General features: G+C 60.6%; 11 protein-coding genes. 3 read left to right on the top strand and 8 right to left on the bottom strand.

All coding sequences use genetic code 11. The features are described 5' to 3' along the window. Positions 1 to 58: 58 nt before the first annotated feature. The 4 genes from CWI66_RS01110 to metH all read right to left on the bottom strand — a co-directional run bounded on the left by CWI66_RS01110 (position 59) and on the right by metH (position 7399). A complete protein-coding gene (locus CWI66_RS01110; RefSeq protein WP_081135645.1) occupies positions 59 to 601 on the bottom strand; it encodes a DUF934 domain-containing protein in 543 nt (180 codons plus the stop codon). Then, positions 588 to 2246: a nitrite/sulfite reductase gene (locus CWI66_RS01105; RefSeq protein ID WP_100730683.1), complete on the bottom strand. Its 1659-nt coding sequence runs from the start codon at positions 2244 to 2246 to the stop codon at positions 588 to 590. The genes CWI66_RS01110 and CWI66_RS01105 overlap by 14 nt, the downstream gene beginning before the upstream one ends. A gap of 138 nt (positions 2247 to 2384) precedes the next feature. Continuing rightward, positions 2385 to 3704, bottom strand: a complete 1320-nt coding sequence (locus CWI66_RS01100; protein WP_100730682.1) for an MATE family efflux transporter — start codon at positions 3702 to 3704, stop codon at positions 2385 to 2387. Further along, positions 3704 to 7399 (bottom strand): methionine synthase, encoded by a 3696-nt coding sequence (gene metH / locus CWI66_RS01095; protein ID WP_100730681.1) that lies wholly within the window; start codon positions 7397 to 7399, stop codon positions 3704 to 3706. Before metH ends, CWI66_RS01100 begins: the two co-directional genes overlap by 1 nt. Before the next feature lie 235 nt (positions 7400 to 7634). Here metH and nfuA point away from each other — a divergent pair, with 235 nt between their 5' ends. Continuing rightward, positions 7635 to 8240, top strand: a complete 606-nt coding sequence (nfuA, locus tag CWI66_RS01090; RefSeq protein ID WP_016913846.1) for a Fe-S biogenesis protein NfuA — start codon at positions 7635 to 7637, stop codon at positions 8238 to 8240. Positions 8241 to 8327: 87 nt separating this feature from the next. Here nfuA and CWI66_RS01085 read toward each other — a convergent pair whose 3' ends face one another. Next, positions 8328 to 9344 carry a DNA-binding protein gene (locus CWI66_RS01085; RefSeq protein WP_100730680.1) on the bottom strand — a complete coding sequence of 339 codons (1017 nt, stop codon included), beginning with the start codon at positions 9342 to 9344 and terminating at the stop codon, positions 8328 to 8330. Between the two features lie 221 nt (positions 9345 to 9565). On the opposite strand from CWI66_RS01085, the gene CWI66_RS01080 reads away from it, so the two are divergent. Both CWI66_RS01080 and CWI66_RS01075 read left to right on the top strand, forming a co-directional pair. Then, complete coding sequence (locus tag CWI66_RS01080; protein ID WP_100730679.1) at positions 9566 to 10780, top strand: tyrosine-type recombinase/integrase; 1215 nt, start codon at positions 9566 to 9568, stop codon at positions 10778 to 10780. A 49-nt stretch (positions 10781 to 10829) separates the two neighbouring features. Beyond that, the gene (locus tag CWI66_RS01075) at positions 10830 to 11246 is read left to right on the top strand and encodes a SufE family protein (RefSeq protein ID WP_016913843.1); all 417 of its coding nucleotides are present in this window, start codon (positions 10830 to 10832) and stop codon (positions 11244 to 11246) included. A 12-nt stretch (positions 11247 to 11258) separates the two neighbouring features. Here the strand turns inward: CWI66_RS01075 and yidD are convergent, their stop codons facing one another. The 3 genes from yidD to CWI66_RS01060 all read right to left on the bottom strand — a co-directional run bounded on the left by yidD (position 11259) and on the right by CWI66_RS01060 (position 12515). After that, positions 11259 to 11531 carry a membrane protein insertion efficiency factor YidD gene (yidD, locus tag CWI66_RS01070; RefSeq protein WP_232710687.1) on the bottom strand — a complete coding sequence of 91 codons (273 nt, stop codon included), beginning with the start codon at positions 11529 to 11531 and terminating at the stop codon, positions 11259 to 11261. Positions 11532 to 11595: 64 nt separating this feature from the next. Further along, a complete protein-coding gene (gene hisI, locus CWI66_RS01065) occupies positions 11596 to 12066 on the bottom strand; it encodes a phosphoribosyl-AMP cyclohydrolase (protein WP_100730677.1) in 471 nt (156 codons plus the stop codon). Then, a complete protein-coding gene (locus CWI66_RS01060) occupies positions 12066 to 12515 on the bottom strand; it encodes a transcriptional repressor (RefSeq protein WP_100730676.1) in 450 nt (149 codons plus the stop codon). The genes hisI and CWI66_RS01060 overlap by 1 nt, the downstream gene beginning before the upstream one ends. Between the last annotated feature and the right edge of the window lie 9 nt (positions 12516 to 12524).

Below are 12524 nucleotides of genomic sequence, written 5' to 3'. Positions count from 1 at the left end.
CGCAAAAACGCCAACAGGGGCTGCCCCGGTCGGCGTTTGTTTTAGCGGATGGCCGCGCCTAGTGGCTGGCGGTCAAACGCTTCTCGAACAGCGCCTGACGCTCTTCGACGTCCGTCTGGTAGCGAACGCTGAAGGCGTTGAGGGCACGCAGGGCGTCTTCGGGGTGCTGATCATCCCGCAGGGCCATGGTCGAAAACCCGCAGCGGCGCATGTAATCGAGCTGGTCGACCAACACGTCACCGACCGCACGAATTTCCCCCGTGAAGCCGTAACGCTCCCGCAGCAGGCGGGCAATGGTGTAACCACGGCCATCGGTAAAGGCAGGAAAGTCGACGGCAACGGCAGGCGCTGTGTCGAGGACGCTGGCCAGCTCGGCGTTCAGCTCGGTATCGCTGGCCAGCAGGGGGGCCAGTTCCGCATCTTCCTTGTTTGCCTGCCAGAGCGCCAGCGGCACGAAAGCAGGACGCTGCTCGGGCAGCGCGTCGGCATCGTAGGAAACGCACCAGGCATTCTCAGCGGCCAATTCACCGTTGTCGATCAGGTGATCCACGTGCACCGGCGCCTGTGGCAGCGCCTCGGCGTGAGTGTCATTGCTGGGCATAAACACGCTCCTTGAAGGGTTTCAGGCCGATGCGACGGTAGGTATCCAGGAAGCGCTCATCTTCGTGGCGCTCGGCCACGTACACTTCCAGCACTTTCTCGACCACACCCGGCACGTCTTCGCGGAAGAAGGAGGGGCCGAGAATCTTGCCTAACGAAGCATCATCGGTGGCGTTACCGCCAATCGAGATCTGGTAATACTCTTCGCCTTTCTTGTCGACACCCAGAATGCCGATATGGCCCACGTGGTGGTGACCACAGGCGTTCATGCAGCCGGAGATGTTCAGGTCCAGCGGCCCCAGGTCGTAAAGGAAGTCGAGGTCCTCGAAACGCTCCTGGAGCGCCTGGGCGATGGGGATCGACACCGCATTGGCAAGGCCGCAGTAATCACCGCCGGGGCAGCAGATGATATCGTTGAGCGTGCCTACCGTGGGGTTGGCCATGCCCAGCGCGTCCAGCTCGTTCCAGAGTGCTTCGATCTCGTCGACGGGCACGTCCGAGAGCACCAGGTTCTGTTCATGGGTAACACGTACTTCACCGAAGCTGTAACGGTCTGCCAGGTCGGCAACGGCGTCCATCTGGTCGGCGGTCACGTCGCCAGGCGCGTGCTCACGGCGCTTGAGCGATAGCGTCACGGCCTTGTAGCCCGGCACCTTGTGGTCGGTCACGTTGTTGGTGACGAAACGCGCAAAACTGCGGTTTTCACTGCGCAGCTGTTCGTAGGCGTCGATGGCGCTCTCGCTGACAGGGCGGCGCTCGGGCTCCGGGAAGTGTACCTTGGCGGCCTCCACGGCGGCCTGGTTCAGCGTTTGCGGGCCATCCTTCAGGTGGGCCCACTCTTCATCGACGCGGCGACGGAACTCTTCGATACCCAGCGCCTTGACCAGGATCTTGATGCGCGCCTTGAACTTGTTGTCGCGGCGGCCAAACTGGTTGTACACCCGTACACAGGCTTCCAGGTAGGTCAGCAGGTGCTGCCAGGGCAGGTCATGGCGGACCACGTCACCAATCATCGGCGTACGTCCCAGGCCACCGCCTGCCAGCACCGAAATGCGCAGCTCACCTTCGTCGTTGCGCCACAGGCGCAGGCCAATATCGTGCACCTGAATGGCTGCACGGTCCTGAGCGGCGCCGGTGACGGCGATCTTGAACTTACGCGGCAGGTAAGCGAATTCGGGGTGCAGCGTCGACCATTGGCGAATCAGCTCGCACCAGGGGCGCGGGTCTTCCACTTCATCGTTGGCGATACCCGCAAACTGGTCACTGGTGGTATTACGGATACAGTTGCCGCTGGTCTGGATGGCGTGCATCTGCACCTTGGCCAGTTCTGCCAGGATGTCCGGCACGTCTTCCAGGGCGGGCCAGTTCAGCTGGAGATTCTGGCGCGTGGTGAAGTGGCCATAGCCGCGGTCGTAGCGACGGGTGATCTCCGCCAGCGCGCGCAGCTGATAGCCCGCCAGCATGCCGTAGGGAATGGCAATGCGCAGCATTGGGGCATGCTTTTGAATGTAGAGCCCGTTCTGCAACCGCAGGGGGCGGAACTCTTCTTCTCCCAAACGCCCTGCGCGGTAGCGTTCCATCTGGTCGCGGAACTGAGCGACGCGCTCATCGACCAGCGTCTGGTCGTGAATATCATAACGGTACATGTGGCACGATCCTGCTAAAAGCGAAATGGTCACGTCGGGACGGACGGTACTGTGCCGCCACCTTAACGCGGGCGTCATATTCTACAAAAGAATATATAATTATCTTTTTATCGTTAAATGCTATTAATGGGGTTGCGCTCAGGCATTGGCCTTGAGGCTATGGGCCAGCCAGCGTCGTCGCTGCCATACCCATAAAAAACTGCCGGAATTGAGTAGCCGGTAGCATAGCTGACTCAGCCATACGCCGACCAGCCCGTAGCCCATGACGATGCCGACCCACCAGGCCAAGGGTAGAAATACCAGCCACTGCATGCCCAGCGTCAACAGCATCACGGTACGTTGTGCGCCCGCTCCCATCAACGCCTGGGCCAGCACCAGGGCAGCCGCATCCAGCACGATCATCACGGCGGTAATGCGTAGCGGCAGTGTCCCAAGTTCGAGCAGCGCCGGATCCGTAAAAAAGATCGCCAGAATCTGCGCGGGAAACAGCAGCATGGGCAGCGCCAGTATACTCAACATCATGGCCGCGACGCGAAGGGCGTCCAGCCCCCAGCGATGTGCCTCGCGCTGATCGTCACGCCCCAGGGCTTCGCCCACCAGGCTCATGGCAGCCACGCCAATACCCACGCCAGGCAGAATCAGCAGCAGAGAGAGGTTCACCAGCACATGGCCTAGCGCCACGCTGGAGGTACCCAACCGCCCCAGCAGCCAGAACAGTACCACATAGCCCGCGGCAAACCAGAGCTGTTGAAGGGAGTGGGGGAAGGCCAGCCGGACGGTTTGCCATAGGGCCGCCAACGGCAAGGGCTGCCACGTAATGCGCGCCCACAGCGTTACCCAGGCCCAGGCCAGCAGACCCAGCAGCAGTGAAAGGCTGGTGCCCATGGCCGCGCCATTGGTGCCCAGCGCAGGCAAGCCTGCCAACCCGTAAATCAGCCCTGCGCTGAGCAGCACGTTGACCAGATGCACCGCCATGACAATACGCAAATACAGGTGGGTGTGCTGAAGCCCGTTCCAGTAGCCCCTCAGGCAGAGGGTCATGGCGATCACCACAAGCGACAGTACCCGCCAGCGAAAGTAGTCGACGGCCACCTGCGAGACATCATCGGCGGGAGCGATCAGCTGTATCCACCAGGGGGCTTGCCACCATGCCCAGGCGGTCAAGGGAACCCCTACCCCCAGACTGATGAGCAGCCCGGCCTGCAAGGCAGTGGGCGCGGTGCGGCCTTCTCCGAAAGCGTGAGCGGTCTGGGATTGCACGCTTGACGAGAGGCCGAACACCAGTGCTGTCATCATGAACATGGCGTAGCCACCCAGCCCCACGCCTGCCAGAGCCTCCTCTCCCAAGTGGCCCACCAGCGCGGCATCCACCAGGTTGAGCATGCTCTGAGACAACATACCCAGCATGATCGGGAGAGCAAGGCGCACGACCTTGCTCTGACGACGAACCGGCGACATCAGCTCGGATCGTAGGAGAGCACGGGCGCCAACCAGCGCTCCATTTCTTCCAGCGACATCTGTTTGCGCTGCGCCAGCGCATCGACCTGGTCACGGGTAATCTTGCCGGTGGAGAAGTACTTCGACTGCGGATGGGCAAAGTACCAGCCGGACACCGCCGCCGCTGGCCACATGGCAAAATTCTCGGTCAGCACGAGTCCGGTATTCTTTTCGGCTTCCAACAGCCGGAACAGCGTGGCTTTTTCGGTGTGATCAGGGCAGGCAGGATAGCCGGGGGCAGGGCGGATGCCCTGGTACTTCTCGGCGATCAAGGCCTCGTTGTCCAGCGCCTCTTCCGGCACGTAGCCCCAGAACTCCTTGCGCACCCGCTCGTGGATACGCTCGGCAAAGGCCTCTGCCAAACGGTCGGTCAGTGCCTGTACCAGGATGGCATTGTAGTCATCTCCCGCCGCTTCATAGGCTTTGGAAAGCTCATCCACACCATGGCCCGTGGTGACCGCAAAGCCCCCGATCCAGTCGGCCTTGCCGCTCTCCTTGGGGGCGATGAAATCTGCCAGGCTGTAACAGATGCCGTCACGGCCTTTGGTGGTCTGTTGACGTATATGATACAGACGCTCGATGACCTGGGTGCGGGATTCGTCGGCATAGACTTCGATGACATCGTCGTCCACGCTGTTGGCAGGCCACAGGCCGATTACCCCCCGCGCCTGCACGCGTTTTTCATCGATCAGCTTGCGCAGCATCACCTGCGCATCGGCAAACAGGCTGCGCGCCGCTTCACCCACGATCTCGTCGTCGAGAATCTTCGGATATTTGCCGGCCAGTTGCCAGCTCATGAAGAAGGGCGTCCAGTCGATGCGCTCCACCAGCTCGTTCAGATCGTAATCATCGAAGGTCATCAAACCCGGCTGCCGGGGGGCCACAGGGGTATGCGTGGCCCAGTCGGTGCGGAAGCGCCGCTTGCGGGCCTGGGTGTAGTCCAGGTCGGCGGCTTTGGGGCGGCGCTTGGCGTTGCGCTCGCGGACCTTTTCGTACTCTTCACGAATCTCGGCGACGTAGGCCGCCTTGAGGTTGGGCGCCAGCAGCTTGCCGGCCACGCCCACGGCGCGGGAGGCGTCGGTGACGTAGATGACCGGGTGGTCGTACTGGGGTTCTATCTTGACGGCGGTATGCGCCTTGGAGGTCGTCGCACCGCCGATCAGCAGCGGCAGGTTCATGCCGCGTCGCTGCATCTCCTTGGCCACATGGACCATTTCATCCAGCGAAGGCGTGATCAGGCCCGATAGGCCGATGATATCGGCATTGTGGTCAATCGCGGCCTGGAGAATTTTCTCGGTGGGCACCATGACGCCCAGGTCGATCACTTCGTAGTTGTTACACTGCAGCACCACGCCGACGATGTTCTTGCCGATATCGTGGACATCGCCCTTGACCGTGGCCATCACGATCTTGCCCTTGGCCTGGGTCTCGGCGCTTTTCTCGGCTTCGATGAACGGGATCAGATAGGCCACCGCCTGCTTCATGACGCGGGCCGACTTGACCACCTGGGGCAGGAACATCTTGCCCGCGCCAAACAGGTCGCCGACCACGTTCATGCCATCCATCAGCGGGCCTTCGATGACCTCGATGGGGCGTTCAGCCTGGGCGCGGGCCTCTTCGGTATCTTCCTCGATGAACGCCGTCACGCCCTTGACCAGCGCATGCTCGATGCGCTTGTTGACCGGCCAGCTGCGCCACTCCAGATCTTCCTTCTTGGCTGCGCCGCTGCCATCTCCCTTGTACTTGTCGGCAATGTCCAGCAACCGCTCGGTGCCATCATCGCGGCGGTTGAGCACCACGTCTTCGACGGCGTCACGCAGTTCGGCGGGCAGGTCATCATAAACCGCCAACTGGCCGGCGTTGACGATGCCCATGGTGAGCCCGGCGCGAATCGCATGGTAGAGGAACACCGAGTGGATGGCTTCCCGCACCGGGTTGTTGCCACGGAACGAGAACGACACGTTGGAGACGCCGCCGGAAATCATCGCATGGGGCAGGTGCTCACGGATCCACTGGGTGGCCTCGATGAAATCGACGGCGTAGTTGTTGTGCTCCTCGATGCCGGTGGCGATGGCGAAGATGTTCGGGTCGAAGATGATGTCTTCCGCCGGGAAGCCTATCTCGTCCACCAGCAGGCGGTAGGCGCGTTCACAGATTTCCACCTTGCGGGCGAAGGTATCGGCCTGGCCCTCTTCGTCGAAGGCCATCACGACGATCGCCGCACCAAAACGGCGACATTTGGTGGCCTGTTCGCGGAACGCCGCTTCACCCTCTTTGAGCGAGATGGAGTTGACCACCGCCTTGCCTTGCACGCACTTCAAGCCCGCCTCGATGATGTCCCACTTGGAGGAGTCGATCATGATGGGCACCCGGGCGATGTCAGGCTCCCCGGCAATCAGGTTGAGGAAGCGCACCATGGCTTCCTGCGACTCCAACATGCCTTCGTCCATGTTGATGTCGATGATTTGCGCGCCGCTCTCGACCTGCTCCAGCGCCACTTCCAGCGCCGTGGTGAAGTCCTCTTCGACGATCAAGCGTTTGAAGCGGGCCGAGCCGGTCACGTTGGTACGCTCACCCACGTTGACGAACAGCGAGTCGGCCTCGATGTTGTAAGGCTCCAGGCCCGCTAGGCGGCAGGCGCGACGGCGCTCGGGCACCTGGCGGGGCGCCATGCTGTGAACGGCCTCGGCAATGGCGCGGATATGTTCCGGCGTGGAGCCACAGCAGCCGCCAATGATGTTGACCAGACCGCTCTGGGCAAACTCGCCTACGATGGCCGCCATCTCTTCTGGGGTCTGGTCGTACTCGCCGAACTCGTTCGGCAAGCCCGCATTGGGGTGTGCCGACACGAAGGTATCGGCCTTGGTGGCCAGTTCTTCCAGGTAAGGGCGCAGCTCTTCGGCGCCCAGCGCACAGTTGAGGCCCACCGAGAGGGGCTGGGCATGACGAATGGAGTTCCAGAAGGCTTCGGTGGTCTGCCCTGACAGGGTGCGCCCGGAGGCATCGGTGATGGTCCCCGAAATCATGATCGGCAAACGACGGCCCAGATCTTCGTAAAGCTCTTCAAGGGCGTAAATGGCGGCCTTGGCATTGAGCGTGTCGAAAATGGTCTCGATCATGATCAGATCGGCACCACCCTCGATCAGCGCGTTGGCAGCTTCGTAATAATTCTCGCGCAGCTCGTCGAAGGTCACGTTGCGCTTGGCGGGGTCATTGACGTCCGGCGACAGCGAAGCAGTACGCGAGGTAGGCCCCAGCACACCTGCCACGTAGCGGGGGATATCGGTTTCCGCGGCCACGGCATCACACACTTCTCTGGCCAGCCGGGCAGACTCCCTGTTCAGCTCGGGCACCAGGTCTTCCATGCCATAGTCGGCCTGGGAAAGTCGCGTGCTGTTGAAGGTGTTGGTTTCGAGAATATCGGCACCAGCCAGCAGGTAGTCGCGGTGGATACGTGCCACCACGTCGGGGCAGGTCAGGGCCAGCAGGTCGTTGTTGCCCTTGAGATCGGAAGGCCAGTCGTGAAAACGCTCGCCACGAAAATCCTCTTCACTGAGCTGGGCATTCTGCAGCATGGTACCCATGCCGCCATCCAGAATCAGGATGCGTTGGGTCAGGCGTTGGGTAAGGGATGCAGTCAAATCACTAGCGGCCATGGCAGGGGAAGTTCTCCAGCGTCTCGGTCGAAAAGGATATTCTTGTTGGCGTCGTCATGGGTGAGCGGCGCTTATCATACCAAAGGGTGCTCGCAAGGACAGCAAGTAAGCCATGCCGCTCGCCCAATAGCCGACTAAAACGGTCGGGATTGTGTCGCAACGTGGTTTTGCTTACCATAGGCACAAATGACATGTGAAGTGGCAACGCCACTACCACGGGAGGATAACATCCCTTATGACCACGACTATCGAAGCGCCGGGCATTGACATCACGGATAGCGCACAGGGCTACCTCGCCGAGCTGCTGGAAAAGCAGAACGTCGAAGGCATTGCCGTGCGTATTTTCATTACCCAGCCGGGCACGCCTTATGCAGAAACCTGCCTGGCCTACTGCCGCCCGGGTGAAGAAGAGCCCACCGACGTCAAGCTCGAGCTTGACAAGATCAACGTGTTTCTCGACAAGAACAGCCTGGCGTTTCTTGAAGAGGCCGTGGTGGACTTCAATGCCGACCGTATGGGTGGGCAGCTGACCATCAAGGCACCCAACGCCAAGATGCCCAAGGTCAATGCGGACAGCCCGCTGGAAGACCGCATCAACTATATCCTGTACAGCGAGATCAACCCCGGGCTGGCGGCCCACGGCGGTGAGATCAAGCTGGTCGAGCTGACCGAAGATAAAATGGCCATTCTGGCCTTTGGCGGCGGTTGCCAGGGCTGTGCCGCGGTCGACCTGACCCTCAAGGATGGCGTCGAAAAAACGCTGCTTGAGCGCATCCCCGAGCTGGCGGGTATTCGTGACGTCACCGACCACACCGATACCAGCAACGCCTACTATCGTTAATGGCGGCCATGCTTGACAGCAACGCTGTCATTTAGCATTTTCCATGAACAACGCCCGGCAGCCGCTGCCGGGCGTTGTTGTATCTGCTCACTCCTGCGATTTAGGGGCCATGACCTCCGGCAGTGATGCCAGCTGTGCCTGCATGGCTTCCATCCGCTGCCATAGCTGCTGCTGCCACTCTTCACGCGCTATCGACTGCTGCTGCTCGACCTCTAATGCCCGCCTTGCCTGATCGAGATTGCGCTGAGCGGTTTCCAGTGCGGCTTTGAGTGTCTCCTGATGCCCCTGATTCGTTTGCAGCTGCTGCTCGAGCTTGCCGTTGTCTATCTGCAAACGGCTTACCGTATCGTTTTTATTGCGCAGCTCCTGCTCCAGCGTCTCGCTACGCTTTTCCCACTGCTGCAGACGTTTCTGCAGCGCTTTCTCTTCGTTGGCACGCTCCTGACGCAAGGTGTCCAGCAGCGCCATCAACCGCGCCTCGGCGGCTTCGTTACGCTGCTCCTCCTGTGCGAGGCGCTCCTCCCATGCCTGCTGCTTAGCCTCCAGTTGCATAGTGAAGTCCTCCTCGGCAGCCGTCAGGGCGCGCTGGGCGCCTTGCAGGTCAGCCAGGTGCTGCTCGGCATGCTTTGTGGCCTGCTGAGCCTGCTGCTGCCAATGCCGCTCGCGGGCCTGACACTCTGCCAGTTCACGATGCAGCTGTTCCAGGCGCTGTTCGGTGTGGCGAAGGTGCTCTGCCAGGGCGCTTTCTCGCTGTTCGGCATTGGCGGCCTGCTGGCGTGCTTCGGCGGCTTCCTGCTGAGCGCTCTCTACTTGCCTATTGGCCTCTTCGCGATAGTGCGACAGCGCCTCGTTGGCCAGCTCCTGCGCTTCGCGCCATAGCTCACTGGCCACATTGACCACCACTTCCGGGACGCCCTTGGGTGGGGGAACGTCACGATTCTGCTCACGTGCCGCCCGCCAGGTACGGAAGTGTTCGCTGATGGTGGTAAAGCTGCCGGTTCCCAGCACATCGCGTATGCGCTGCACGCTTGGCGTGTCGCCACGTGACAGCAAGGTATCGATTGCCTGCTGTACATCACCGTACTGAATGCCGTTCCGAGCCATGCCTGTTTGAATCCTTGAAGTAAGCCGCGCCTGAAATGATCAGGATGGATAGTTGCTGTGCGCCATTGTCATGTAAAAACGGACTCAACTCAATTATTACGTATTACATAAAACGTAATATTATTTATTTAAAAGAACATAAATTCAAGATTACCCATATTATCTTGAATTTATACGCCAAAAAGGCGATGCTGAGCCCTCTGATAGCGCGAGACACCCTCATGACCCAGCCACCTGCGCCGCTTTACGACTCAACGCACCTTGCGACCTTCGCCAACGGGCTGGAGATGGCCGAGCGGAAGGGCAGTGGCGACGTGTTTCCCGATATTGGGAGCAGACTAACAACCACCGATTCAGCAACGCCCCATGTGGCGGCCGACACCGACTATCAGGCCGTTGCGCAATGGCTGGCGGAGTACCAGGACAGCCCGCAAACCCTGAAGAGCTATCGCCGTGAAGCGGAGCGGCTGTTGCTCTGGTTGGGCAGTCAGGGGCGCGGGCTAAGGGAGGTGAACCGTGAAACGCTGCGGAGCTTCGAGGCATTCCTGGAAAACCCGCAGCCCAGGGAGATGTGGATAGGGCCTTCCAAACCACGCCACCACCCGGCGTGGCGGCCGTTTCGCGGCGGACTGTCACCGGCCAGCCGACGTCAAACCCTCGTCATCCTGCAAGGGCTGTTTGGCTGGCTTGTGGAAGCAGGGTGGGTAGGCCACAACCCATTCGTGCTGATGCGCGACAAATCGCGCCGCCTCAATAATCAGACCCAACGTATCGAACGCTATCTGGAGCGACCGCTATGGGACTGGCTATGGACGTGGCTGAACACACGCCCCGTGCCCGAGGATGCACGCGGCCGCTATGAACATGCGCGGCATCGCTTCATTTTCGGCTTTGCCTACCTATTGGCGCCGCGTATCCATGAGATGGCCAACGCCACCATGGACGATTTTCGGGTCAGTGAAGGGCGCTGGTGGTGGCATGTGATTGGCAAGGGCGGCAAGCAAGCGCGCATACCGCTGCCTGAGGACATGCAGGCGTGCCTGCAGCAGTGGCGCAAGGTGCTGGGTTTAGGGGGCCTGCCCGGTGTTAGCGAACATGGTCCGCTGATCCGCGCGCTGGACAAGCAGCGCGGGATCAGCGACAACCAGCTCTATCGTTTGATCAAGGAGACCTTCGGCCATGCGGCCCTGGCCCTTGAAGCAGAAGGGGGCAAGAGGGAGTATATCGATGCGCTACGCAAGGCCACCCCCCACTGGCTACGCCACACTTCGATTACCCATCAAGCCCAGGCGGGTGTCAGCCTGCGCTACCTGGCAGAAAATGCCCGCCACTCAAGACTGGACACCACCAGCCGCTACCTGCACACCGAAGCCCATGAGTGGCATGAGCAGCAGCAGCGGCATCGCTTGAAAACAGCACCCCCAGAGCAGCCTTGAGCCGTTATAATGTTGGCCCTCAACGCACTTACCCTGAAAAGGAACCACCATGACCACTTCCGGTGCCGAGCTCGCCCAACAAGAGCTGGTCGAAGAGTTTGAAATGTTCGATAACTGGATGGATCGCTACCAGTACATCATCGATATGGGGAAGCAGCTCCCGGCGTTTCCCGCTGACAAAATCACCGACGAATTCAAGATTCAAGGCTGCCAGTCAAACGTGTGGATGTGCCATGAAGAGCAGGGCGGCCGCTTGATCTTCAAGGCCAAGTCCGACGCTGCCATCGTCTCGGGGCTTATCGCAGTGCTGCTGCGCATTTACAGCGAGCGCACGGCAGAGGAAATCCAGCAGACGGAACCGCATTTTCTGGCGGATCTGGGATTGGACAAGCACCTGTCACCCACCCGGAGCAACGGCCTGCATGCCATGCTGGAGCGCATCTATCAGGTGGCTAAGCAGCATTAGACAAGCAATTTGCTAATGCTCTGAAGGTTTAGAGGAGGGGCCTGAGCAGCAGCCATCATCTTCCTTGCAGAGCTGCTCGCTGCGGCCGCCCGGCACCGGGTCCATCCCCCCCGCGCTGCCGGGATGGCAACGCAGGATGCGCTTGAGTGCCATCCAGCCCCCTTTGAAAGGCCCGTGCACCTGGATAGCCTCGATGGCATAGGAAGAGCAGCTGGGCCAGTAGCGACAGCGGGGCCCCAGGAGCGGACTGATCGTATATTGATAAAGCCGAACCATACCGACCATCAATAGTGACACCCCCTTGATCAGCGCGTTTTTTACCGCCTTCAACGCTTTCAAGAGGGAGCCTTCAAGGACTTTTTTTGCCATACAGGGTGGCGGGGTCGATCAATGGTTCGCTGGTGATGGCGGCCTGGTGGGCATCTACCGCTACGTAAAAGCAGCTGCGCCTGCCGGTATGACACGCAGGCCCCGCCTGGTCTACCTGCAGCAGTAGCGTATCGCCATCGCAATCCAGCGCAGCGCTTTTCAGATGCTGCTGTTGACCGGATGTCTCACCCTTGCGCCAGAGCGCCTGACGAGAGCGAGAGTAGTAGCATACTCGCTGGGTGGTAAGCGTTTCTTCCAGCGCTTCACGGTTCATCCAGGCCATCATGAGCACTTCGCCGCTGTCGTGCTGCTGGGCAATGGCCGGCAGCAGGCCGTCCGAATTGAAGCGCACCGAGGCCAGAATGGTCGCCACATCGGGCAGCGTGTCTGAGGGGGAGGCGGACTCCAGCGACTTGAACAGGTCGCCGTCGTATTGGTTGACTGTGGACATCACGTATCACTCGCAGGTCGGCACGCCTGGCACAAGCCCTGAAGCTCGATGGTTTGGCGCTCTACATAAAAGCCCTGACGCTTGGCCAGCGCAGCGAGCTGGTCGCTGATTTCGTCCAGATGAAGCTCTTCTACATAGCCACACTGGCGGCAAATCAACAGCTGAAAGCCGTGGACATGCTCCGGGCAGGCGCAGGCAACGTATGCGTTCTGCGACTCGATGCGATGCACCAAGCCCTGGTCGATCAGGAACTCCAGCGCTCTGTACACCGTGGGCGGCCGAGCAGCGGCATGCTCCGTAGAAAGCTGATCCAGCAGGTCATAGGCCTTCAGACCGCCGCCATTTTCGGCGATCAGCTCCAGCACCCGGCGGCGGATAGGGGTAAAGCGTACGCCGCGGGTGTGGCATTGAGACTCGGCTTGTTGCAGTAACGTGTTGGCTTCAGTCATTGGACAGCT

This window comes from Halomonas sp. 141 (assembly GCF_002810305.1).
Taxonomy (GTDB): Bacteria; Pseudomonadota; Gammaproteobacteria; order Pseudomonadales; family Halomonadaceae; genus Vreelandella; species Vreelandella stevensii.
This window is presented reverse-complemented; position numbering and strand designations above follow the sequence as displayed.

What these genes read in the sequence shown, in the direction of transcription:
- yidD (WP_232710687.1), bottom strand. Translation starts at nt 11,531, where the DNA reads ATGGTCGGTATGGTTCGGCTTTATCAATATACGATCAGTCCGCTCCTG.
- CWI66_RS01080 (WP_100730679.1), top strand. Translation starts at nt 9,566, where the DNA reads ATGACCCAGCCACCTGCGCCGCTTTACGACTCAACGCACCTTGCGACC.
- nfuA (WP_016913846.1), top strand. Translation starts at nt 7,635, where the DNA reads ATGACCACGACTATCGAAGCGCCGGGCATTGACATCACGGATAGCGCA.
- hisI (WP_100730677.1), bottom strand. Translation starts at nt 12,066, where the DNA reads ATGTCCACAGTCAACCAATACGACGGCGACCTGTTCAAGTCGCTGGAG.
- CWI66_RS01060 (WP_100730676.1), bottom strand. Translation starts at nt 12,515, where the DNA reads ATGACTGAAGCCAACACGTTACTGCAACAAGCCGAGTCTCAATGCCAC.
- CWI66_RS01105 (WP_100730683.1), bottom strand. Translation starts at nt 2,246, where the DNA reads ATGTACCGTTATGATATTCACGACCAGACGCTGGTCGATGAGCGCGTC.
- CWI66_RS01100 (WP_100730682.1), bottom strand. Translation starts at nt 3,704, where the DNA reads ATGTCGCCGGTTCGTCGTCAGAGCAAGGTCGTGCGCCTTGCTCTCCCG.
- metH (WP_100730681.1), bottom strand. Translation starts at nt 7,399, where the DNA reads ATGGCCGCTAGTGATTTGACTGCATCCCTTACCCAACGCCTGACCCAA.
- CWI66_RS01085 (WP_100730680.1), bottom strand. Translation starts at nt 9,344, where the DNA reads ATGGCTCGGAACGGCATTCAGTACGGTGATGTACAGCAGGCAATCGAT.
- CWI66_RS01075 (WP_016913843.1), top strand. Translation starts at nt 10,830, where the DNA reads ATGACCACTTCCGGTGCCGAGCTCGCCCAACAAGAGCTGGTCGAAGAG.
- CWI66_RS01110 (WP_081135645.1), bottom strand. Translation starts at nt 601, where the DNA reads ATGCCCAGCAATGACACTCACGCCGAGGCGCTGCCACAGGCGCCGGTG.